The following is a 21,940-nucleotide window of genomic DNA, read 5'->3' as shown; positions in this document are numbered from 1 at the left end:
CACATTGTTCATTCCACGCCTAGCGTCTCGAACACTTGTTCGAGTAGAATGTGCTATGGCCATCGACCCGAACCCCGCCCCGCTGGGCGAGTGCGACAGCCCCGCCGCGGTGCTGGCCTTCGCGCGGTCGCGCCGGGCTCTCGCAGATCGGGCTGAGGGCGAGCTGCTGGAGGCTGCGGTGGCCTGGGCCTCGATGCACTCGGTCGACTGCCTCGACGACGCGGCCTGCCTCCCGGGTGCCGAGGGTGAGGTGGCGATCGCGGGGCCGGGTGCGCCGCTGGTCACCGAGTTCGCCCCGCTGGAGCTCGGCGCCGCGCTCGGCATGTCCTCGGACGCGGCCCGGGCGATGCTCGGCGAGGCGGTCGAGCTCGCGCACCGGCTCCCCAAGACCTGGGCTGCGGTGCGTGCCGGCGAGGTACCGGCGTGGCGGGGCCGGAAGGTCGCGGCGAACACCCTGTCGCTGCCTGCCGACGGTGCTGCGTACGTCGACGCTCACGTCTGGTCGGTGGCGGGGAAGATCGGGTACGCCGCCCTGGACCGGCTGATCGAGGAGGCCCGGGTCCGGTTCGACCCCGCCGGAGCGGAGGAGAAGCGCCGCGCTGCCGCGGACCGGCGCCACTTCGACCTGGACACCGGCCGGGTCTCGTTCGGCGGGACAGTGGTCGTGGACGGCGAGCTGGACCTCGCCGACGCCCTCGACCTCGACGACGCGGTCGCCCGCGGGGCCCGGGTCCTCGGCGAGCTCGGCTGTGCGGAGTCCCTCGACGTACGCCGCTCCCTGGCCGTGGGCGAGATCGCCCGCCGCCAGCTCGCCCTGGACCTGGACACCACCCCGACCGAGGTCGCGGGCCTGTCCAAGCGCTGCCGGCCCCGCCAGGTCGTCGTCCACGTCCACCTCAGCGCCGCCGCCCTCGGCAGCCCCAGCGACGGGAATCTGCACCTGGCCCGGGTCGAGAACACCCGCTCGTTCGTCTCCGCGGACCAGGTCAAGACCTGGTGCGCCAACCCCGACGCCCAGGTCATCGTCAAGCCGATTCTCGACCTCGCCGACGTCGACCACACCGACGCCTACGAGGTCCCCGACCGGATCGCGGAACGCGTCTCCCTGAACAACCCGACCTGCGTCTTCCCCTGGTGCGGCCGCTCGGCCCGCCGCGCGGACACCGATCACGTCGTCCGCCACCGGCACGAGCGCGAGGGACCACCGGGCGACGGCGAGGACTTCGGCGAGACCACCGACCCCAACCTCGCACCCCTGTGCCGCACCCACCACCGAGCCAAGACCCACACCAGCTGGACCTATACCAAGCTCGACGAGACCACCTACCTGTGGCGAACCCCCAACGGCATCCACCTGCGCCGCGACCACACCGGCACCACCATCGTCACCTGACCGGGGTCTCGACACGCTCGTCGCTGCGCTCCTCACGGCTCGACCACCTGCCCCGGTGGTCGAGCCGCGAAGGCGCCCCGGCGCCTGAGAGTGTCGAGACCCCCGCAGGCACCCGCCGTCCCGGCCGCAGCCGATGGTCTCGACACGCTCGCTGCGCTCACGGCTCGACCGCCGGACGCTCGCTGCGCTCACGGCTCGACCACCGGACGACCAGCGGGCGCCACTGTGCGGGAACGACAAGGGCCGAGGCGAGGGTCCTCCAACCCCGCCTCGGCCCCGTCCGGCCAGCCCATGAGGTCAGACCTCGGGCTGTCCGTCAGCGGCGCGTGATGGCCCCCGCAGGCCCGCGCCGCAGTCTGTGCTGCGCCTCGCGGCTCAGCTGTGCCTCCCGGCACGCACCCGCACCGGGGTGCCCGGCACGAGCACCAGGATCGCCGCGCCCAGCAGTGCCAGGCCGCCGGCCCACAGGCCGATCACCGGGATCGAGTCCGCGCCGCCGGTCTTCGGCAGCACGCCGCCAGTGCTCGAGCCACCGCTGGAGGCAACCGGCGTGGCGCTACCGCCGGCGCCGCCGGACCCGTCCGCGTCGCCGTCACCGCCGCCGGCCTCGTCCAGGGAGCCCACGCCGATCTTCATCTCGCTCAGCGCACCGCCGGACGCGACAGTGCACTTCGCGGTGATGGTCAGACCGCCGAGCTCGTCCATGTCGAAGCTCAGGCCCTTCACCTCGACCTTGGCGTTGGTCGCGTCGGTGGTGACGCTGCCGGAGAGCGGCGGCATCTTCACCGGCGCGTTCGCGGCCGCGGACACCGGCGCCTCACCGCTCAGCGTGGTCGCCTTGCCGTCGATGGTCACGTCGACCTTGACGCGCATCGGAAGGGCGTCGATCGCCACCGGCGAGACGCCCGGCATGTCGCCGAGCGTGCCGGCGAGCTTCACCTCGGTCCCGTCCTCGGTCGCCCGAGCACCGGCGATCGTGAGCTTCGCCGGGTAGTCGAACGGGCTGTTGAACGGCGAGAGCGTGCAGGCGAACTTCGGGTTGCCCGTCGCCGGGGACCCCTTGGCGCCGCCGGGGGCCTTCGTCGGACTGGGCGACGGCGTCGGAGTCGGGGTCGGCGTGGGCGTGGGCGTGGGCGTGGGCGTGGGCAGCACCCCGCCCTTCGGCACGCAAGCACCGCTGAGAGCGAATGCCGTGAAGGTGTTCTCGAAAGCGACGATCTTGAAGGCGGTCGGGTCGGTGGCGGAGGCCAAGGTCCCCTTCACGTCAGGGACCGGCACGGGCGTCTTGGAGGGGGCCGTGACCGGACCCGAGCCAGTGAGCTCGACTTCCTTCCCATCGATCTCGATCGTCAGCGTGGCCTCTTGCGCAGCGTTGGACAGCGGCACCGGGACCACACCGGGTTGGTTGCTGATGGTCGCGGACAGCGCGATCGTGGAAGCGTCGACCCGGGCCTGGCTGAGCACCACCTCGGCATCCCAGTCGAACCGGGGGAACGTCGCGAACTGGCAGTCCATCTTGGTGGTGACCGAGATGTCCCCAGGAGCCGCCGACGCCGGCGAGGCCAGCATCGGCAGCGAGAGCAGCGCCAGGCCTCCGGCCGCGAACGTTGCGGCCGCGGCGCGGCGCAGCGTACGGGCGCTCATCGGGCGGCCTGCTCGCGGCGACGGGCCGGCACCACGAACAGCACACCGAAGCCACCGAGCAGCAGCGCCGACCCGGCGAGGAGCACGACGGGCAGCGAGTCGCCGCCGCCGGTCTGCGGCAGCGTGGAGGTCGCGGTGGTCGCGGCGACGGCAGGCGCGGCCGGCGCGGCGGGGGCAGCAGGCGCGGCGGGGGCCGCGGGGGCCTGCACGGCCTCGGCGGCCGGCTCGGCGCCGAAGCTGATGTCGTGGAAGACCATGTTCGCGTTGATCGTCGCGTCATCCTGCGCGCCCGGCAGCGGCTGGGCGCCGATCACGCACTTGACCTTGGCGCAGTCGTTCGCGCCGAACTTCTCGTTGACGACGATCGTGAACTCACCGATCGACCCGGAGGCGTCCGCGTTGCGGAACGTGGAGCCGGACGGCAGGTTGCAGTCCGACGGCCCGGTCATGCCCTCGATGCACTGCCCCACCGCGATGCTGCTGAGCCCGGGCTTGAAGCCGGTTCCGCTGATCGTGATCGTCTGGCCGTCCTTGAGCCCGGTGAGCTGGCTGACCTCGAGGGTGGGGCCGGCGGCCATGGTGGGCGGTGCGCTGAGGATCGTCACGATCGTCATGGCTGCGCCGGCCGCCAAGGCCTTGGCGAGCGTCGGGAATCTCTTCACGGTCTCTCCTCATGGTGCGGATCGTGGTGCGGATCGTGCTGGGGATCGGGCTGCGGATCGGTGAGTGGTCGTTCAGCGGGTCGTCACGGGCTGGATGTGCTCGGGCGCGACGTCCGTGCCGTTCACGCCGGACGGTGCCACGGGAACGGGCGCCGGGACCCCGGAACGGTTGATCGCGGCCTCGTCGCCGCCGAGGTAGGAGCGGACGACTGCCTCGTCGTTGCGCACCTCCTCCGGCGTGCCGGAGGCCACGACGCGGCCGAGGTTCATCGCGATCATCCGGTCGGAGATCTTCGACAGCAGCGGGAGGTCGTGCTCGATGACGACCATCGTGGTGCCGAGCTCGCGCCGGATCCCGAGCAGCAGCTCGCCCAGCGCCTCGCTCTCGCTCTGCGCGATGCCCGCCGACGGCTCGTCGAGGAGCAGCACCCGCGGCTCCAGCGACAACAGGCAGGCCAGCTCCACGACCCGCCGGGTCCCGGTCGAGAGCTCGGAGATCGTGCGGTGCACGTACGGCGCCAGCGCCATCCGGTCGATGATCTCGTCGGCGGCCTCGGCCTTGGCCAGCTCCGCGGAGCGGACCCCGATCGCCGACCACCACAGGCTCGTCGGAGCGGTCCGCTCCTGGGCGACCATGAGGGTCTCGCGAACCGTCAGGGTCGGGAACAGCGCCGCGTCCTGGAAGGACCGGACCAGGCCGACCTCGGCCCGCTTCTCCGGCGTGAACGCCGTGACGTCCGCGCCCTCGAAGAGCACCCGGCCGGCGTCGGGCTTGGTGAAGCCGGCCACCATCTCGAACATCGTCGTCTTGCCGGCGCCGTTCGGGCCGATCACGCCGAGGATCTCGCCGCGCTGGAGGTCGAAGCTCGCACCGTCCACCGCGACCACTCCCCCGAACCGTCGGGAGATGCCCTCCACGCTCAGCACCGGGCCGGGGCGGGTGACCTCGTCGGCGGGCCGCTCGACCAGGCCCTCGAGCCGCATCCGCTGCTGCAGCGGCGAGCCCGTGGGCTCCACGGCCCCGTGCCGCGCCTCCACCGGGTCGATGCCGGCCCGCCTGGCGAGCGCGTCGTAGAGCCGGTCGCGCAGCCGGATGAAGACCCCGCCGAGACCGTCGGGAAGCAGGATGACGACCAGCAGCCAGAAGATCGAGAGCCCGGCCTGGCCCAGGGTGCTCATCGTGGTCATCGCCGGGATGCCGATCAGGATGATCGCGCCGATCAGCGGGCCCGAGGTGACGGCCAGGCCGCCGATCACCGTGAGCGCGACGACGTCGATGCTGGCGTCCGCGGGGAACGAGTTGACTGTCAGCTGGGTCTGCCCGTGGCCGATCACCACACCGCCGGCGCCGGCGATCATGCCGGCCACGGCGTAGAGCTGGAACTTGCGCAGCTGGGTCGGCACGGTGAACGCCCGGCCGGCCTCCTCGTTGTCGCGCAGCGCCTGGAGGGAGCGGCCGAAGCCGCTGTGCCGCAGGTTGTTGGTGAACCAGATCGCGATCGCGAGCATCACCAGCGCGAAGAGGTAGTAGCGCACCGCGAGCTCCATCGGCTCGCCCCACCAGGTCGGCTTCGCCGGGGAGACCCCGGCGCCGAGGAAGATCTCACGGCGCAGCAGCCAGTCGCTGGTGACCAGCGCGAACGCGAGTGTGGAGACCGCCAGGGCCAGGCCCTTGAGCCGCATCGCGGGGATGCCGACGACCACGGACGCGATCGCCGCCGAGAGCATGCCGGCGAGGATGCCGAACAGGAAGCTCCCGGTGGCGTCGGCGACGTGCATCGAGCCGGCCGCCGCGATGCCGGCGTACGCGAACTGGCCCAGCGAGAGCTGGCCCGCGACGCCGGTCACCAGGCCGACGCTGAGGCCGACCAGTGTGTAGCCGATGACGCTGGTGAACACCGAGGCCGTCTCGTTGGTGACGGCGTAGGCCAGGCCGATCAGCACGCAGCCGAGCACGGTGACCGTGACCCGCGGCAGCCACTTGATCGAGGCGACCTTCTGGTACGCCGCAGGCAGTGGCGGCACCACGACCCGGCGCAGGCCGATCCGCTCCTGGCCGGCGCGGCCCAGGATCGGCTGGCGCAGCAGGGCGATGAGGATGACGACGCCGATGAAGACGATGTCGAGGTCGGCGGTCTCGGGGTTGGACAGCAGCAGCTGCTCGAGCAGGCCGATGCCCAGCGAGGCCCCGACCGCGATCGGGATCGAGGACATCCGGCCGATGACGGCGCCGGCGAGGCCCTTGAGGAGCAGGTCGGCGCCGAGTCCGTCCAGGCCCTGGCCCGACGTGGTCGGGGTGACCAGGATGGCGGAGAAGGCGGCGATGCCGCCCGCGATGCCCCAGGCCAGGGTCGCCATCCGGCGCGACGGGATGCCCTCGAGCTGGGCGGCGTCGGGGTCGTCGGCGGCGGCCCGGATCGCCATGCCGAGGCGGTGGTGGCGCAGCCACCAGGTGAGGCCTGCCAGCAGGCACGGCCCGAGGATGAACATCGCGATGTACGGCGGGCCGATCGGCAGCGAGTCGACCTCCCACGTCGGAAGGAACGGCGGCTGCGGGAACGTGAAGCCGCTGACGCCGTCGCTGTTGATCACCAGCGCCATGATCAGGATGAACTGGGAGAGCCCGAGCGTGGCGATCATGCCGATCAGGCTCGGACGGCCGGCGAGCCGGCGTACGACGAGCACCTCGATCCCGGCCGAGAGGCCGCCGGCGACCAGGATGCCGATCACGAAGGCCAGCCAGTACGGCGCGCCCCAGTCGGCGACCAGCAGCGCCAGCAGCGAGGCGCCGAAGGCGCCCACCGAGCCGTGCGCGAAGTTCACGAAGCGGCTGGACCGGTAGACCAGCACCAGGCCGATGGCCAGCAGGCCGTAGGTCAGGCCGGTGAACAGGCCGATGACGATCCGGTCCGGGCCGAAGTCGAAGTCCGAGAGCGCCAGGAGCGGCGTCAGCAGCGGGCTCATCGGGCCACCTCCGCGTGCCCGCCGAGCATCAGCGCCCGGATCCGGTCGGGGTTGGCGGCCAGCTCCGCGGCGCGCTCCTCAGCGATGATCTCGCCCTTCTCCATCATGTAGGCCCGGTCGACCAGCGACAGGGCGACGTTCACCGACTGCTCGACGAGCAGCACGGCGGCGCCACGTTCGTTGAGCCGGCGCAGCAGGTCCATCAGGCCGCCCACGACGACCGGGGCGAGACCGAGCGAGAACTCGTCGATGACCAGCACCTTGGGCTCGGCGACGATCGCCTTCGCGATCGCGAGCATCTGCCGCTCGCCGCCGGAGAGGGTCGAGGCCTGCTGGTTGCGGCGCGCGTTGAGCCGGGGGAAGACCCCCAGGGCGGCCTCGACGGCCTCCCGGGCCCACCGGCGGTCGGTGGCGGTGAAGCCGTGCATCGTGAGGTTCTCGGCGACGGTGAGCGAGCCGAACGCCGACTGTCCGACGACCTGGCACAGCCCCTGCTCGACCCGCTTGCGGGTGGCGACCCCGGTGACGTCGACGCCGTTGAGCCGCACCGTGCCGGCGGTCGGGCGAAGCAACCCGCCGACCACCTTCAGCAGCGTGCTCTTGCCGACCCCGTTCGGCCCCATGAGCGCGACCATCTCGCCCTGGCCGACGGTCAGCGAGACATCGAAGAGCACCTGCATCGGCCCGTAGGAGGCGCGGATCCCGGCGCACTCCAGGACCGGTGTCGTGGGGCTCATTCGAACGGCACCTCGTCGCCCTCGTAGACGAAGCAGGAGCAGCCGTCGTCGTACTTCAGCACCCGGTAGCCGCCGGCGCCGGCGAAGCCGCCGTCGCCCAGCGCGCCACCGAAGCCGGCGGCGGTGCGGAACTCGGAGCCGTTGGCGTGCACCGCCTCCGCCCAGGTGCCGGCGTTCAGGTCACCGGAGGCGTTGTCGGCGCCCATCTTGAGCACCTTGACCGCGTCGCAGTACGGCAGCGCCACCCGCGCCGACTCGCGGGTCTCGAAGGTGACCCCGGCGTCCTTGAACACGTCGAGGCACTCGACCTCGGTCTCGCCGGTCGGGAAGGGCATCTGGTCGTCTGCGACGTCCTGCGGCGGGTGGAACCCGACGCCGACCATGCCGTCCATCGTGTTGTCCGGGATCAGGGTCGGGTTGTTCACGAAGAACGAGGGGTTGTCGAAGCTGGAGATCGCGTAGCGCGCCGTGAACTGCTTGGACGCGGCGACGGTCGCGAAGATCGAGGCGAGCCGGGAGCCGCCGAAGAAGGTGACCCGGTCGACCTTCTTGCTGCGGAAGGTGTCGATCGCCTGCTCGTGGCCGGCGTACAGGGTGCCGATGTCGGTGGTGTCGACCCAGCCGACCTCGACGTCGACGCCCGCCTCCTTCAGCAGGGGCAGCGCGACGTCGGTGACCGTGCGCCGGTTGGCGTCGGTGTCGGCGCCGACGATGCCGATGCTCTTCTCACCCTCGAAGAACCCCTCGTCGTCGAGGACCTTCACGAACGACTTGATGAACGTGGCGTACTCGGGGAAGCTCGCCGACCACAGGTAGGGGCTGAGCTCCTCGTAGTACTCGACGTCGCTGGCCACCAGCGAGGCGTCCAGCATCAGCGTCTTGCGCTGGGCGTAGCAGGGCCGGGCGTTGGTCTGGTACTGCCCGGTGAGGACCACGGCGAACGCGCGGTCGTCCTGGGTGATCTGGTTGCACAGCTGCTCCTCGGCAGCCGGCGAGTCGGCCTGGGCGTCGTAGAGGCGGAAGACCGCCTCCATCTTGCGACCGCCCAGCCCGCCGTTGTCGTTCACCCAGGTCTCGAGCGCCTTGATCTGCTTCTTCTGGTCGCCGACCGAGGCCGTCTTGAAGCCGGTGGTCTCCTGGACCGCGTCGAGGTCGACCGCGACGAAGACGACCTTGACCGAGTCCTCGGTGACGCCCGGCCCGGGTCCCTGCGCGGCGGCGCTCGCGCCGTCGGACACGTCGCCCGGGAGCAGCGCGCCGCACCCGGCCAGGGCCAGCGAGACCCCGGCGGCGATCACACCGGTGCGGATCGAGGCCGCCTTGTCGCGCCACCAGGGGGTGCGCTGGGACCGCGCACGCGGCAGCTGCTGCCGGTGGCTGACGTCGGCCTTCTTGGATGTCATCCGGATCACAGATAGAGAATATAGGATATTAGGCACGGGTGGAAGCACCTCCCCGAGACTGGGACCACCACTTCTCCGCGGCGTCGAGGTCGACGACCGCGTCCTCCAGGGCGGCTCCCGGGGTGTCCAGCTGGCGGCGCCACCACAGGTCCGCGGCGTCGAGGTCCACGACGGCGTCCTCGGCCGGTGCGGCGGGCCGCCCGCCGGGGATCGCGAAGGCCGGAAGCGCCGCAGCCAGGGCCGGCAGCACCGGCTTCGCCGGCGGCCGGACCCCCTTGTCCTTGATCTGCCACCACGCCTCGAGCCGGGTCAGGTCCACCACGGCCTCGCTGGTCAGCGCCGGCACCTCGCGGGCTGCCAGCACCGGCGCCGGGAGCAGCCGGGGCGAGGGGCGCGAGCGCAGGCGGCGGCGTACGCCGTACCCGAGCAGGCCAGCTCCGAGGAGGTTGAGCAGGAACAGCCCGTAGGGGTAGGTGACCCACGGCAGCGTGAAGGCGCCGTCGTCGCCCTCGCCGACCTGGCCCACGACGTGGTAGGTCCCGAACGACGCGGCGGGCAGCGCCACCGCCACCGTCACGGTCGCGGTCTCCCCCGGCTCCAGGGCCGGCACCTCGGCCTCGACCTGGCTCGGCTCCAGGTCGCTGGAGCGCCCGATCGCGATCGCGATCACCGGCTCGGTGACCGTCGCCTCGCCCCGGTTCTCGATGTCGAAGGTGAGGGTGCGCTCGGGCGCCCCGCCGAACAGCTCCCCGAAGGAGACCGAGCCGTCGAGCCGCGGGTCGCTGACCACGAGGTCGAGCGGCGTCGGCTCGGGCGGCACGGGCGCGGGCAGCGGCGGCTGGTCGACCATCTCGAACGGCAGCGGGAGCGGCTGCGGGATCGCCAGCGGCGGGATCACGAGCGGGGTCGCGGCGGCGGGCGGCAGCGTGGTGGTCGCACCCGGGTCGGCGGGGGTCTGCGTGTCGCCGCCCTCGGCGTTGCCGTCGTCGTTCCCCTTCTCGTCGCCGTCGTCGACCGGGCCGTCGCCGGCGGGCAGCGGCCCCTCGACCGCGGCCAGCGCGACCAGGCGCGAGCCGTCGGGCCGCTGCTGGGTGGCCCGCAGCGACCGGATGTCCCGGTCGGAGACCACGAACCTGGACTCCAGGCTGCCGTCAGACCCGGGCGTCGCCGCGACCTTCTCGTCGTCGCCGACCCGCGCGGTGATGCTCCGGCCAGTGAGCCCCTGGAGCGTCACCTCGCGCCCGGGATCCCACCCGGTGCCGGTCACTGTCACGATGCTGCGCCGGGTCCCGGAGCGCTCCTCGCCGCCGATCGCGGGGCCGCCCAGCACCGTCAGCGGGATCTGGACGATCTGGTCGCCGTCGCTGAGCCGCAGGTCGACCGGGCCGACCGGGGCAGTGCCGGGTACGACGTACCGCCCGCCGCCGACGCCGTCGACGTTGGTCGGGAACGTCGTCGGGTCCGTGCAGGTCCCGTCGGCGCCGCACAGCTGGGCGCTGCCGAGGGCGCTGCCCTCCGAGCCGGAGGCGAAGCCGGTGGTGGTGAACAGCAGGGTGTCGCCGGGCCGGGCCGCGGTGGTGAGCTGCTGGCCGGTGACCGAGGTCAGCGTGCCGCCCGAGGTCGCGACCGAGGTGAAGGCGGTGGTGAGCTTGGTGTCGAGCGGCGTGGTGGCGGGGTTGATCGCGCCCGGAACGCCCTCGGTCTGGCCGTTGCAGGCGACGCGTCGAAGCAGCAGCGGCGCGTCGAAGAAGGCCGCCCGCAGCGTCACGACCTGGGCGCCGGAGGTCGCGATCGGGAAGGTGCCCGTGGCGACCAGGTCGGTGATCGGCTCGCCGGCCTCCACCGTGAAGTCGGCCTCGATCGGCTCAATGTCGGTGCCGTTGACCGCGAGGTGGAAGGTCGCGGTGCCGGAGGTCAGCAGCGTGGGGCTGACCACCGGACCCTCGGGGATGGTCAGCGTGACGGTCCGCTCCCGGCCCACGACGGTCGGACCGCCGGTGGTCAGAGCGAAGTCGACGTCGGGATTCAGCGACCAGGGCTCGAGCTCGGTGGAGTGGTCCACCACCGGGTCCTCGGAGAGGTCCGCGGACTCAGGCGGGACGGTCGGAGGCGTCGGCGGGACGGTCGGCGGCACCGGGACAGGCGGAACCTGGCCCGTCGGGGCATAGCTCCAGCACCCGCCCTCGGGCGGCGCCGCGGCGGCGGGCTCGGCGAAGCTCGAGAGGCCGGCGGCCGCGGTGGCGGCCACGACCAGAGTGGCCATCGCCAGGCGTGCTCTCGAACGCATCGAGCAGTTCCCCCTCGGTCGCCGGACGGGCCGCAAGGACCCGTGGTCCGGCGATGATATATTATTCCTCGTGTCGGCGACGTTACATTCAGCGTTCACCTCGGGCATTCGTCTGGTCGCCGAGCTCGCGGTCACCGCGGGCCTGGTCCTGGTCGCGTTCGCCTTCTACCTCCTGGTGTGGACCAATCAGCAGACCGCTGCCGCCCAGCGCGGCCTCCTCGACGACTTCCACGACCAGTCCAAGGGCGTCGCCAAGGCCGAGAAGCCCGGCGAGCTCCAGCAGCCGGACGCCGGCGAGGGGTTCGGCGTCCTGCACATCCCCCGGCTCGGCGAGGACTGGGAGTGGGTGGTGGTCGAGGGCGTCACCGACGACGCGCTGAGCCAGGGCCCCGGGCACTTCCCCGGCACCGCACTCCCCGGACAGGTCGGGAACTTCGCGGTCGCGGGCCACCGGGCCACGCACGGCGAGCCGTTCGCGGACCTCGACCGGCTCGAGGTGGGCGACCAGGTCGTCGTGGAGTCGGTCGGCGAGTGGCTGACCTACGAGGTCACCTGGGAGCGGATCGTGAGCCCCTCGGCCACCGAGGTCGTCGAGCCGGTGGCCGGCTATCCGGGCGCCACCCCCGAGCAGCGCACACTGACACTGGTCACCTGCCACCCGAGGTGGGGGTCGAGCGAGCGGCTCGTCGTGGGCGCCCAGCTCGTCGAACGCCGGACCGCCGCGTCCGGACCGCCCGCCGCCATCGCCTGAGGAGATCGAGACGTGTACGCAGCCCTGTGGCGCATCCTGCCCGGCCCCCGGTGGCTCAAGATCGCCGAGGCGCTCATCCTCGTGCTGCTCGCGCTGGCGCTGCTGATGACAGTCGTCTTCCCGGCCGTCGAGCCGCTGCTGCCCTTCGACGACATCACCGTCGGCCCCTGACCCACGACAGCGACGCACGACAGCGCCCCCGCGGGACCCGCGGGGGCGCTGTCGTGAGGCTCTGCTAGTTCTGGCTAGTGCTGGCTAGTTCTGGCTAGTGCTGGCTAGTGCTCGCGCAGCAGCGAGCCGAAGCCGTGCAGCTGCTCGTCGATGCCGTTCTCGCGCAGCGCCATCCACCAGGTGGCGGCGTTGATCGCGATCACGGGCTTGTCCAGCCAGCGCTCGGCCTCGTCGGCCAGCTCGGTCATGCACAGGTTCGTGCCGCACTGGACGATCGCGTCGACGTCGGAGTCGTTGATCTCGACCAGCGACTCGCGCAGGGTCTTCTCCGAGACCTGGGCGATCTCGACGGCACTGTTCACGCACAGCCCCTTGATCTGCCCGACCTCGAAGCCGATCTCGGTGAAGAACTTGCGGACGTTCGCGTCCCCGATCGGCGTGTACGGCGTGACCACGGCGATCTTCTTCGCGCCGTACAGCTTCAGGGCCCGCTCGCACGCCTCGGCGCCGGTCGCGACGCCCAGCCCGCCGGAGAGCTCCTGGATCTGCCGGACGAACTCGCGGTTGCCCTCGACGCCGTCCCAGAAGGTCTCCGCGCTCATGCCCATGACCATGTAGTCGGGCTGCATCGTCATGATGCCCTCGACGCAGTCGGCGAGGGAGGCACGGATCTGGACCAGCAGCTTCTCCATCCCCTCGTCGTCGGCGATCCGACCGTCGCGGATCAGGATCCGGCCGTAGTGCGAGGTGACGCCGGGGACCCGCATCATGTCGAACTCGGGCTGGACGATGGTGTTCGTGCTGGGGGCGATGACGCCGAACTTGCGGCGCCAGCCCAGGCGGTCCGCGCTCACGCGGTGACTCCCGTCTGCTTCTCGGCGGCTGCGAGTCCCGCATGGGCCGCCTTCGTGGTCAGGTGCTCGCGCAGCCAGAGCGCCCCCAGGAGGAAGCACAGCTGGACTGCGGAGTTGGTGAGCTGCTCGGCCCACTGCAGCTCGGCGGACTGGTTCGGCTGGGCCGCCAGGGGCGGCAGGACGTTCGTGCCGAGCGTGTAGAACACGAAGAGCGCGCCGACCGAGGGCTTGCCCGCCTTGAACGCGGTCACGGCCAGCGTGATGCCCAGGAAGGTGGCACCCACGGCGGCACCGATGAGCAGCGGCCAGTTCTGGTACTCGCCCGCCGAGATGCTCATCCAGGCCGACCCCACGCCCGCGGCGAGCGGGAACAGGACGAACCACAGCGGCTTGACCTCGCGCCCCTTGACGGCGCTGAGCACCGCCCACGCGACGGCGGCGAACCCGAAGGACAGGCACGGGAACAGCAGCGCCTCGAGCCAGGGGTACTCCCAGCAGCCGGTGGCGACCAGGAGCTTCCAGGTGGCCTTGCCGAAGCCGCCTGCGGAGATCACCAGGCCGCCGAGCAGGGCGACGCGGTACGCCCTCGGCACCCTGATCCGGACCGCCCGGGCCAGGACGATGAGCGCCGCGAGGGCCAGCACGCAGGGGACGAAGTCCTCCACGGCCAGCGCCACGTCGTACTCGGCGCAGACGTCGATCGCCTGGGCGGCCAGCATCAGTCGGCCTCGGGGGCGAAGATGTCGCGCTTGGTGAAGCCGGCGCCCATGAAGCGGCGCATCGCCTTGGTCTTGGTCAGCCACGCGACGCGGGTGCCGTGCTTGCGGGCGGCGAGCACCTGGTCGGCGAGCCACGGGGTGACTGTCTCGACCCGGTCCCCGAGGATGTTGAAGACCTTCTTGACCTTGTCGAACCCGTCGGGGTCGTCGGTGTAGTCGCCGACCAGCAGGTCGGTGGCCACGATGCCCGGGGAGAGGAAGCCGACCTTCACCTCGGTGTCCTTGGTCTGCTTGACCAGGGCCTCGGTGAGGTACTGCACGGCACGCTTGGAGGCGCCGTACACGGCCATGCCGGGCTGGTGCTCGCCCCGGGAGCCGAAGCCCTCCATGTTCCAGATCCAGCCGCCGCCGGACTGCGCGGCCATCGCCTGCGAGGCGACCGCGCTGCCGTTGAGGGCACCGACCAGGTTCACCGCGACGACGTCGCGCACCGCGCCCGTGGGCACCGTGTGCAGCGGGCCGCGAGGAGCGGAGAGTCCGGCGTTGTTGATCCACACGTCGACGCGCCCGAAGGTCGCGACGGCGTGGTCCCACAGGGCCTGGACCGCCTCGCGGTCCTGGACGTCGGTGGCCAGGCCGGTCGCCCGGTCGCCCTGCCCGAGCTCGGCGAGGGCCTTGTCGACGGCGCCGGTCGTGCGGCCGCAGATCACCACGCGGCAGCCGCGGGCGAGGAACTCCCGCGCCAGGCCCAGCCCGATGCCGCGGGTGCCGCCGGTGACGACGACGACGCGGCCCGACCCGGCGCTCATCGGGGCTCCCAGGTCAGCAGGCCGTGCACGAAGTGGCTGGTGCGGTCGCCGTGGAAGAGCCGCCAGACCACCGCGAGGTCACGGGTCTCGGGGTCCACGACGTACTCGCGGCCACGGATCTTCTCCACGCCGGTCGCGTCCGGGCCGACGAGGTGCTGGTTGGTGAAGATCGCCCGGCCGAAGGTCATCGCGTTGCCGTAGACCTCGGGGCCCTCGTAGAGCACCCGGGCCCCGTCGCGCTGCCGCTCGTAGGTGTAGGAGCGCTCCAGCGCGCCCGACCAGGTCACCCGGTGCCGGACCGTGCGCAGGCCGACCGGCTCGTGCTCGATGCGCACCGCCACCTCGCCGACCGGCTTCTGGTCCTCGCCGACCACCGCGAGGACGCCCGCGTAGCTGCCGGCCTCCTTGGTGGGCAGCACCTGCGGGACCGGACCGCGCCGGGTCTCGGCGGCGATCCAGTCCTCGACGTAGGCCTGCGTCTCGGGGTTCGACTCGTGGTCGAAGGTCCGCTTGTAGACGCCGTTGAACAGCGCCACGACCGACCAGCCGTCGTACAGGATCGAGGAGTAGACCTGGGTCTCGCCGTCGGGCAGCACCTGGTTCCAGGTGTGCATGTCGGCCTGCCAGGCCGGCGAGTAGTAGTTCGCGTCGACCAGCGTGCCGTACGGCTGCCCGGTGCCGAAGAAGTCCGGCCCGACGTAGACCCGGTTCTCGCCGGAGTCCACGATCCCGAAGTTGAACGTCGCACCCACCTCGAGGCGGTTGCGCAGCGGTCCGCTGCCCTCGAGCTGGCTCTTCATCCAGTAGCTGGTCTCGCCGTTCTCGACCACGCTCGCCCGGGCGATCCGCTCGAAGCCGACGTGGTTGCCCTCGGCGTCGAACAGCGACGGGCGGCCGTGCCACTCCCCCGCGATCCGCTTCTGCCAGTCGCTGGCCTGGGTCTCGCTCATCCAGGGATCTCGTTGTTGACCAGCTGGAGGCGGATCGACTCGGCCACCGGCTCGGTGAGCAGGCGCGAGATCTGGGCCCAGACCTTGTCGACCGCCGGGCTGAACAGCAGCGCGCGGTTCTTGGCGTCGCGGTCGGCCAGGTCGGTGTCGGCCAGGTCGGCGGCCACCTCGGCCGGCACCTCGCCCTCGACGAGGGAGAACCAGTGGTCGAGGTAGGCGCGGACCGGCGCGTCGAGCTGGCCGAAGGCCTCCTCGGTGGCGCGGCTGGCCACCATCCACGACGACATGACAGTGAGCTGGCGCGGCTCCAGGGCCGCCTTGGAGAGGCCCTCCATCGCGTTGATCTGCTCGTAGGTCTCGGTCAGCGGCGTGTGCGCCCAGTCGTTGTAGACCATGTGCGTGCCGGCGTCGGCGCGCTGGATCAGGTCGAGGTGGAAGGCGAAGTGCCCACCGGCGTGGACCGAGTCCAGCGTGTAGTGCGGGACCGGCGAGCCGTCCGGCATGAACGCGAACACCATGTGGCTGTCCATCTGGATCTGCGGCACCACAATGCCGACGTAGACGACCTTGCCGATCTTCTCCCCGGAGAAGATCCGGACCGACCCGACCGGGTCGGGTCCCATGACGGACCCGAGGACCTGGAAGGGCCCGCCGTCGGCGCCGGTGACCTCGGTCAGGTTCCCGCGCTTGACGATCTCTTCCAGGGTGCCGACACACAGTGCTTCGGGCAGGCTCATGCCTTGACGTCCTCGTTCTTGGTGGGGGCAGCGGTGGGGGTGGCGCCGTTCTTGGCGCCGTTGGTGCGGGACTTCGCGACGTCCTTGGCCGCGGCCTCCTTCTCGGCGAGGCCGGCCTTGATCTCGCGGCTGCGGACCTCCTTGAAGTTCCAGGCGCTCGCGAGCTCGGGGACCTCCTTGCGGATCGGCGAGGGGATGACCCGCGCCTCGACCCGCGCCGGGCCCTCGCCGACGATCGTGTTGCCCTCGACCGACCAGCCCATGTCGATGAGCTGCTGGCGACGGCGGCGGTAGAGGACGGCGTTGTAGTCGCTCTTGACGTGCAGCTCGTCGGAGAGGTCGAACGGAAGCAGCTCGGGACGAACGGCGTCCACGATGCTCTGGTCCTCGTAGAGCACCTTGAAGACGCGGCGCTTGGCGTCGCGGTCGGCCCACTTGCCCTTGAAGAACGTGCGCAGCGCGATGAACTTGACCATCGTGGTGTCTTCGTCGATCGGGATGTTGACGTCGAAGATCTTCATCGCACCCATCGGGGTGTCGACCTCGAGCAGGATCATGTTCGGCAGCCACCAGGTGGTGGAGACCGGCACCTGCGGGCGGTTCTTCAGGTCCTGCTTGTTGGGGTTGATGACGCCCCACAGGCCCTTGGACTTCGGCGGGTTGAGCTTGACCGACACCTTGCAGTGCCAGGGGCTCTCCTCGATCTCGAACTCGGGGACCTCGGGCTTCTCCGGGTTGCCGAAGACGCCGCCGTGGACGAACGGGGTGTGCGCGACGTCCACGCCGTTCTCGAGGATGCGCTCGTAGTTCGACTTCCACAGGAAGCTGCCGGTGACGGCGGCGTAGGTCTCGGTGTCGTCGACAGCCGACCAGTCGGGGATCGGCGGGCGGTCCTCCTCGGGGAGGTCGCCCATGTAGATCCACACCATCTTGTACTTGTCCTGCACCGGGTAGGAGTCGATGCGGGCCTTGCGCGGGATGCCCTTGTCGGGGTGCGCGGGGATCTTGGTGACCTCGCCACCGGCGTTGTACTCCCAGCCGTGGTACGGGCAGACCAGGCAGTCGCCCTTGACCTTGCCGTCGGAGAGCGCGGCACCGCGGTGCACGCACAGGTCCGACATCGCGACCAGGGAGTTGTCGCTGGTCTTGCGGTAGACGACCAGCTGCTGGCCGAGCAGCTTGACCTTCTTGGGCTGGCCGGCAACCACATCCGAGCTGAACTCGACGGCGTACCAGAAGTTCTTGAACATCGGTGGTCCTCCTAGCGTCGCCGAAGATCGGCGAATACGGGTGCGGGGTTGGTGCAGAGGTCGTCCAGGGATGCCTTCGCGGCCGGGTCGTCGCGAAGGCGTGCGTGCAGGAAGGTCGTGACCAGGTCGACCAGCACGACCCGCAGGGAGTCCTGGTCGGCGGTCAGCGGCTCCTCCAGGAAGCCGCGGGCCGAGGTCGGGTCGTCGGGGTCGATCGGGAGCATGTGCCCGGCGCCGGCGAGCACCGCGAGCCAGGCCTCGGTGCCGTCGGGGAACGCCTCGGCCCAGGTGCGGGTGACCGGGTCGTGCGCGGGCGCGCCGGCGTCCTCGCCGTACCGCACGGCGCTCGCGGCGACCACGCCGTCCAGCTCGCCGGTGACCATCAGGACCGGCGCCTGCGCCGGGGACGGCAGCAGGGTGCCGGCCGGGAAGCCGAGCTGTTGGGAGGCCATCGTGTGGGCGCCGTAGGTGACGACCGCGCGGACGCCGGGGAACCACGCCGGGCTCGCCGACTGCAGCGCCACGGTGCCGCCGGCCGAGTGTCCCAGCAGGGCCACCCGGTCCAGGTCGAGCAGGCCGGCCAGCACGCCGTCGGCGCCCAGGCGCGCGAGCGCCTCGAGCACCGGCGCCAGGGCCGGGGTGGTGGGGCGCTGGCCGTACGCCTCGGGCGTGACCGCCGCCAGGTCGACCCCCGGCGTGAGCCCGTGCTGGCCGGGGAAGAGCTCCCCCACCCAGTCGAAGGTCGCGCAGACGTAGCCGGCCTCGACCAGCGCGGTGGCCAGCCACCGGTAGCCCTCGGCCGCGACGTTGACGCCGGGCAGCACCACCACGACCGGGTACGGCGCGCCGTCCGCGTGGGCGGGCAGCACACCGCTCATCCGCTCGGCGGTGGTCTCCGCCGGACGCGCCGGGTAGCGCACCGTCAGGTGGACGGTGTCGTAGGGCGCGACGGCACCCGGGACGCGCACGGCGTCCCGCAGTGCCCGGACGAGCGGTGGCTGCGCCATCAGCGCTCGAGCGGCCGCGGCAGCACCCGGCCGCCACCCCACAGGGCGCGGACCAGGTCCTGGGTCATCTCGGGGCCGAAGAACCGCTCGCCCATCACGTTGGCGGGGTCCCGCTCGGCGATGTTGCGACGGATCGCCTCGTCGGTGGCGGCCAGGGCGGCCTGCTCCTCCTCGGGGACCCGCTCGGCCTCGTCGACCCACTGCAGCCAGCGGTCGAGGTGGCGCTCGGCGACGTCGGTGACCAGCTCGGTCAGCCGGCCGTCGCCGGGGGCCATGAAGCACATCGCGGTCGGCGAGAGGCTGGCGCGCACGAACGCGCTGCGGCTGACGAACGGCTCGATGAAGTCGTTCTCGGCCTGGACCCGCTCCCACTCGGCGTTCAGCGGCTCGTAGTACTTGTCGTAGGACTCGGTGTCCTCCATCAGGTACGAGCGCGGGACGCTGTCGAGGAAGAGCCAGCCCTGCGGGAAGGCGCCCAGCGCCATGCCGAAGTGCGGGACCTTGACCTGCGGGCCGAGCCAGATGGTGAGGTGCACGTTGACGAAGCCGGCGGCGGCGTTCTCCATGTGCGAGTGGATCATCCAGTCGATCTCGGGACCGGTGTAGCCGCGGATGCTGCCCTTCGGCCCGTTCTCGGCGGCGAAGGACTCCAGCGCGTCGGTCGACGGGTCGCGGTGGAGCTCGAACCGGTCCTTGACCTTGGCGGCCAGCCGGTCCACGAGAGCTGTCCAGTCGGCGAACGTCGCCGAGACATCCGTGGGTCCGGCCTCGTCCAGGAACTCCTGGACGAACTTGAGGTTCTGGCTCATGACGTCCTCTGCAGTCGGTGGGGCTGACGCCCCGAACTATATATTATATCCCGCACCCTGAGTCGGGACTTTGGTCCTCATTTGCCTCAGCCCGGATAGGCGTTCGCCGCGAGGCCCGCGGCCCCGGCGCGGAACACGGCCGGGGCGTGCACGACGCAGGGCTGGACGTACTCCATGAGCCCCTCGTCGCCGTACTCGCGGCCCCAGCCGGAGCGCTTGACCCCGCCGAAGGGCGCGTGCAGCGCCATGCCGGTGCGGTTGTGGGTGTTGACGAACGCGAAGCCGGCCTCGAGGCGGCGGGCCACGTCGAAGGCGCGGTCCTCGTCGGCGGACCACACCGACGCCCCCAGGCCCAGCTCCCCGGCGTTCGCCCGGGACACGACCTCCTCGACCGAGTCGAAGGCGAGCACCGGCAGCGTCGGGCCGAACTGCTCCTCGGCGACGATCCGGGACTCCTCGGCCGCCCCGAGCACCAGCGTCGGACGCACGTAGTAGCCGCGGGAGAGGTCGGTGTCGGGGTCGACGACGCCCAGCGGCAGCACCGAGGCGCCCGCCGCGCGGGCCTCGTCGACCAGCCCCTCGACCCGCTCCGCGGAGGCCGCGCTGACCACCGGGCCCGCGCTGGAGCCCGCGTGCAGCGGGTCCCCCAGGCGCAGCACCCGGTCGGCGGCCGCGCAGAACGCGTCCACTGCCTCGTCGAGGCGGGACCGGTGCACGTAGAGCCGCTTGACCGCCATGCAGACCTGGCCGCTGGTGGCGAACGTCGCCATCACCAGCCGCTCCATCGCCGCCTCCCCCAGCTCGACGTCGTCGAGCAGGACCGCCGGGTCGTTGCCGCCGAGCTCGAGCACGCTGGGGGTGAGCGCGCGGGCCGCCAGGCCGGCGATCGCCCGGCCGGCGGCGTCGCCGCCGGTGAAGGCCACCCGGTCCACGCCCGGGTGGGCGACCAGCGCCGAGGCCGTCTCCGCTCCCCCGTGGACGACCTGGACCAGGCCCTCGGGCAGGCCCGTGGCGACCAGCTCCAGCAGCCGGCTCACGCCGAACGGTGCCAGCGGCGAGGGCTTGACGACCACTGCATTCCCGGCCACCAGGGCGGGCGCCAGCTTGAGCATGGTCAGGATCAGCGGGGCGTTCCACGGCGTCACGGCCGCGACCACGCCGAAGGGGCGGTGCCGAACCACCATCCGGCCCCGCTGGTCGTCGTACCCGCCGTCGGTCAGCAGCGCCTCGCCGCGGTCGGCGTAGAAGCCGAGCACGGTCGCGGCGAAGCCGGCCTCGCCGCGCGCGTCCGCGAGCACCTTCCCGGTCTCCCGGGCGGTGAGCTCGGCCAGCTCCTCGAGGTGTTCGCGCAGCCGGGCGACCCCCTGGCGCAGCAGCTCCGCGCGGTGGGCGAGGTCGGTGTCCGCCCAGGCGGCCTGCGCCGAGCGCGCGCGGCGTACGGCGGCGTCGACCGCGTCGGCGTCCGCCACCGCGACCGTGCCGACGACCTCGTCGGTGCGGGCCGGGTTCTCGCGCTCGATCCTCACGCGGAGGCTCCCCCGGCCCCGGCCCCGGCCCCGGCCCCGACGCCGACCATGTCCACGACCTTGCCGTCGCGCAGCGAGTTGATCATCGAGGTGTTGAGCAGGTGGCGGCGCATCTTCGCGGTGTCGGAGGCCAGCGCGCGCAGCTCGTCGTGGTAGGCCCGCTGGGCCTCCGGGTCGTCCTGGCGCAGCTTCTCCCAGTTGTCGTGGGTGATCGTCTTGACGTACGACAGCGCCACCTGGCGGCGGGCCTCGCAGACCTCGTCGAGGTCGTCGAGCGAGGCCGAGCCGTCGAGCACGCCGACCAGCGCCAGGGCCTCGAGCATCGCGTCGTGGACGCCGCTGTTCATGCCCATGCCGCCGAGCGGGTTGTTGATGTGGGCGGCGTCGCCCATCAGGATCAGCCGGTCCTTGCGGAAGGTGTCGGCCACCCGCTGGTGCACCCGGTAGAGCGTGGTGTGCAGGACGTCCCAGGCACGGCCGAGGTCGGCGACGCCGGCGAGCCGCTCCTGGATCCGGGCGGGGTCGATCTCGACCTCGTCGGGGGTGTCCTGGTCGGTCGGGAACAGGATCCGCCAGTGCTCCGGGGTGCGGAGCAGGACCAGCCACTCGGTCGGGTCGAAGACGTAGTTGACGGCCGAGATGCCCGGCAGGATCGTCTCGAGGTCCTCGGTGGTCGAGGCGACCAGGAAGCGCTCGGGGTAGGTCATGCCCTCGAAGCTGAAGCCAGCGGTCTGGCGCACCTGCGAGTTCGAGCCGTCGGCGCCGAGCACCCAGTCGGCGGTGAACACGTCGCCGGCCTCGGTGGTCAGCGTCGCCGACTCCGCGGTGGTCTCGGCCCGCACCACCCGCTGATCGAAGTGCACGGTCACGTGGTCGAGCTGCTGCAGCGCCTCGAGCAGGATCGGGGTGAGCTTGGACTGCTCGCACTGGACCCGGAACGGGAACCGGGTGTCCTCCGCGAGGACGCCCAGGTCCAGGTCGGCGATCGGGCCGGTCCGCCGGTCGCGGTACTGGAAGCCGGTGGACACGATGCCGCGCTCCATCAGCGGCTCGAGGACGCCGAGGTCGTCGAGCATCTCCAGGCTCGGCGGGTGGAAGGTCGAGGCCCGGGACTCGGTCGAGAGGCCGGAGCCGGCCTCCAGGACGGTCACCGGCACACCGGCCCGGGCGACGACCAGGGCGGCGGTCAGGCCGACCGCACCGGCGCCGGCCACGAGGACGGTGGCGTGGTCGGGGGCGGGGGTGCCAGGGGTGCTGGTCATCGGGT

Annotated in this window: 19 protein-coding genes; 3 read left to right on the top strand and 16 right to left on the bottom strand. The window is 71.9% G+C overall.

Annotated features, from left to right (window positions below):
- Positions 1-55 precede the first annotated feature (55 nt).
- The gene (locus tag EBO35_RS05600) at positions 56-1,393 is read left to right on the top strand and encodes an HNH endonuclease (protein WP_122816849.1); all 1,338 of its coding nucleotides are present in this window, start codon (positions 56-58) and stop codon (positions 1,391-1,393) included.
- A 375-nt stretch (positions 1,394-1,768) separates the two neighbouring features.
- Here EBO35_RS05600 and EBO35_RS05595 read toward each other — a convergent pair whose 3' ends face one another.
- The 6 genes from EBO35_RS05595 to EBO35_RS05570 form a co-directional block, all read right to left on the bottom strand.
- Positions 1,769-3,037 (bottom strand): hypothetical protein, encoded by a 1,269-nt coding sequence (locus EBO35_RS05595; protein WP_122816848.1) that lies wholly within the window; start codon positions 3,035-3,037, stop codon positions 1,769-1,771.
- Positions 3,034-3,699: a neocarzinostatin apoprotein domain-containing protein gene (locus EBO35_RS05590; RefSeq protein WP_164477828.1), complete on the bottom strand. Its 666-nt coding sequence runs from the start codon at positions 3,697-3,699 to the stop codon at positions 3,034-3,036. Before EBO35_RS05590 ends, EBO35_RS05595 begins: the two co-directional genes overlap by 4 nt.
- A gap of 72 nt (positions 3,700-3,771) precedes the next feature.
- A complete protein-coding gene (locus EBO35_RS05585; RefSeq protein WP_122816846.1) occupies positions 3,772-6,663 on the bottom strand; it encodes a branched-chain amino acid ABC transporter permease/ATP-binding protein in 2,892 nt (963 codons plus the stop codon).
- Positions 6,660-7,400: an ABC transporter ATP-binding protein gene (locus EBO35_RS05580; RefSeq protein ID WP_122816845.1), complete on the bottom strand. Its 741-nt coding sequence runs from the start codon at positions 7,398-7,400 to the stop codon at positions 6,660-6,662. Before EBO35_RS05580 ends, EBO35_RS05585 begins: the two co-directional genes overlap by 4 nt.
- Entirely contained in the window at positions 7,397-8,812 is a 1,416-nt protein-coding gene (locus EBO35_RS05575; RefSeq protein WP_122816844.1) for an ABC transporter substrate-binding protein, read from the bottom strand. The genes EBO35_RS05580 and EBO35_RS05575 overlap by 4 nt, the downstream gene beginning before the upstream one ends.
- A 19-nt stretch (positions 8,813-8,831) precedes the next feature.
- Complete coding sequence (locus tag EBO35_RS05570; protein WP_122816843.1) at positions 8,832-11,066, bottom strand: COG1361 family protein; 2,235 nt, start codon at positions 11,064-11,066, stop codon at positions 8,832-8,834.
- Here EBO35_RS05570 and EBO35_RS05565 point away from each other — a divergent pair.
- Together EBO35_RS05565 and EBO35_RS19370 are read left to right on the top strand one after the other, a co-directional pair.
- A complete protein-coding gene (locus tag EBO35_RS05565; RefSeq protein ID WP_164477827.1) occupies positions 11,059-11,841 on the top strand; it encodes a class E sortase in 783 nt (260 codons plus the stop codon). The two genes, EBO35_RS05570 and EBO35_RS05565, sit on opposite strands and share 8 nt — an antisense overlap.
- A gap of 12 nt (positions 11,842-11,853) precedes the next feature.
- Positions 11,854-12,012, top strand: coding sequence for a hypothetical protein (locus EBO35_RS19370; RefSeq protein WP_164477826.1), 159 nt, complete (start codon positions 11,854-11,856; stop codon positions 12,010-12,012).
- Between the two features lie 104 nt (positions 12,013-12,116).
- Here the strand turns inward: EBO35_RS19370 and EBO35_RS05560 are convergent, their stop codons facing one another.
- The 10 genes from EBO35_RS05560 to EBO35_RS05515 all read right to left on the bottom strand — a co-directional run bounded on the left by EBO35_RS05560 (position 12,117) and on the right by EBO35_RS05515 (position 21,935).
- Entirely contained in the window at positions 12,117-12,866 is a 750-nt protein-coding gene (locus EBO35_RS05560) for a maleate cis-trans isomerase family protein (RefSeq protein WP_122816841.1), read from the bottom strand.
- Entirely contained in the window at positions 12,863-13,585 is a 723-nt protein-coding gene (locus tag EBO35_RS05555) for a hypothetical protein (RefSeq protein ID WP_122816840.1), read from the bottom strand. Before EBO35_RS05555 ends, EBO35_RS05560 begins: the two co-directional genes overlap by 4 nt.
- Complete coding sequence (locus EBO35_RS05550) at positions 13,585-14,394, bottom strand: SDR family oxidoreductase (protein ID WP_122816839.1); 810 nt, start codon at positions 14,392-14,394, stop codon at positions 13,585-13,587. Before EBO35_RS05550 ends, EBO35_RS05555 begins: the two co-directional genes overlap by 1 nt.
- Complete coding sequence (locus tag EBO35_RS05545) at positions 14,391-15,344, bottom strand: hypothetical protein (RefSeq protein WP_122816838.1); 954 nt, start codon at positions 15,342-15,344, stop codon at positions 14,391-14,393. Before EBO35_RS05545 ends, EBO35_RS05550 begins: the two co-directional genes overlap by 4 nt.
- Positions 15,341-16,081, bottom strand: coding sequence for a hypothetical protein (locus EBO35_RS05540; protein ID WP_122816837.1), 741 nt, complete (start codon positions 16,079-16,081; stop codon positions 15,341-15,343). Before EBO35_RS05540 ends, EBO35_RS05545 begins: the two co-directional genes overlap by 4 nt.
- Entirely contained in the window at positions 16,078-17,331 is a 1,254-nt protein-coding gene (locus EBO35_RS05535) for an aromatic ring-hydroxylating dioxygenase subunit alpha (protein WP_122816836.1), read from the bottom strand. Before EBO35_RS05535 ends, EBO35_RS05540 begins: the two co-directional genes overlap by 4 nt.
- Positions 17,332-17,342: 11 nt before the next feature.
- Positions 17,343-18,338: an alpha/beta hydrolase family protein gene (locus tag EBO35_RS05530; RefSeq protein WP_127480149.1), complete on the bottom strand. Its 996-nt coding sequence runs from the start codon at positions 18,336-18,338 to the stop codon at positions 17,343-17,345.
- Positions 18,338-19,147, bottom strand: a complete 810-nt coding sequence (locus EBO35_RS05525) for an oxidoreductase (protein WP_122816834.1) — start codon at positions 19,145-19,147, stop codon at positions 18,338-18,340. Before EBO35_RS05525 ends, EBO35_RS05530 begins: the two co-directional genes overlap by 1 nt.
- 86 nt (positions 19,148-19,233) lie before the next feature.
- Positions 19,234-20,673, bottom strand: coding sequence for an aldehyde dehydrogenase family protein (locus EBO35_RS05520; RefSeq protein ID WP_122816833.1), 1,440 nt, complete (start codon positions 20,671-20,673; stop codon positions 19,234-19,236).
- A complete protein-coding gene (locus EBO35_RS05515; protein ID WP_122816832.1) occupies positions 20,670-21,935 on the bottom strand; it encodes an FAD-dependent oxidoreductase in 1,266 nt (421 codons plus the stop codon). The genes EBO35_RS05520 and EBO35_RS05515 overlap by 4 nt, the downstream gene beginning before the upstream one ends.
- Between the last annotated feature and the right edge of the window lie 5 nt (positions 21,936-21,940).

The sequence above is a fragment of the Nocardioides pantholopis genome, assembly GCF_003710085.1.
Lineage (GTDB): Bacteria > Actinomycetota > Actinomycetes > Propionibacteriales > Nocardioidaceae > Nocardioides > Nocardioides pantholopis.
The sequence above is the reverse complement of the archived record's forward strand: the minus strand, read 5'-3'. Positions and strand labels throughout refer to the sequence as shown.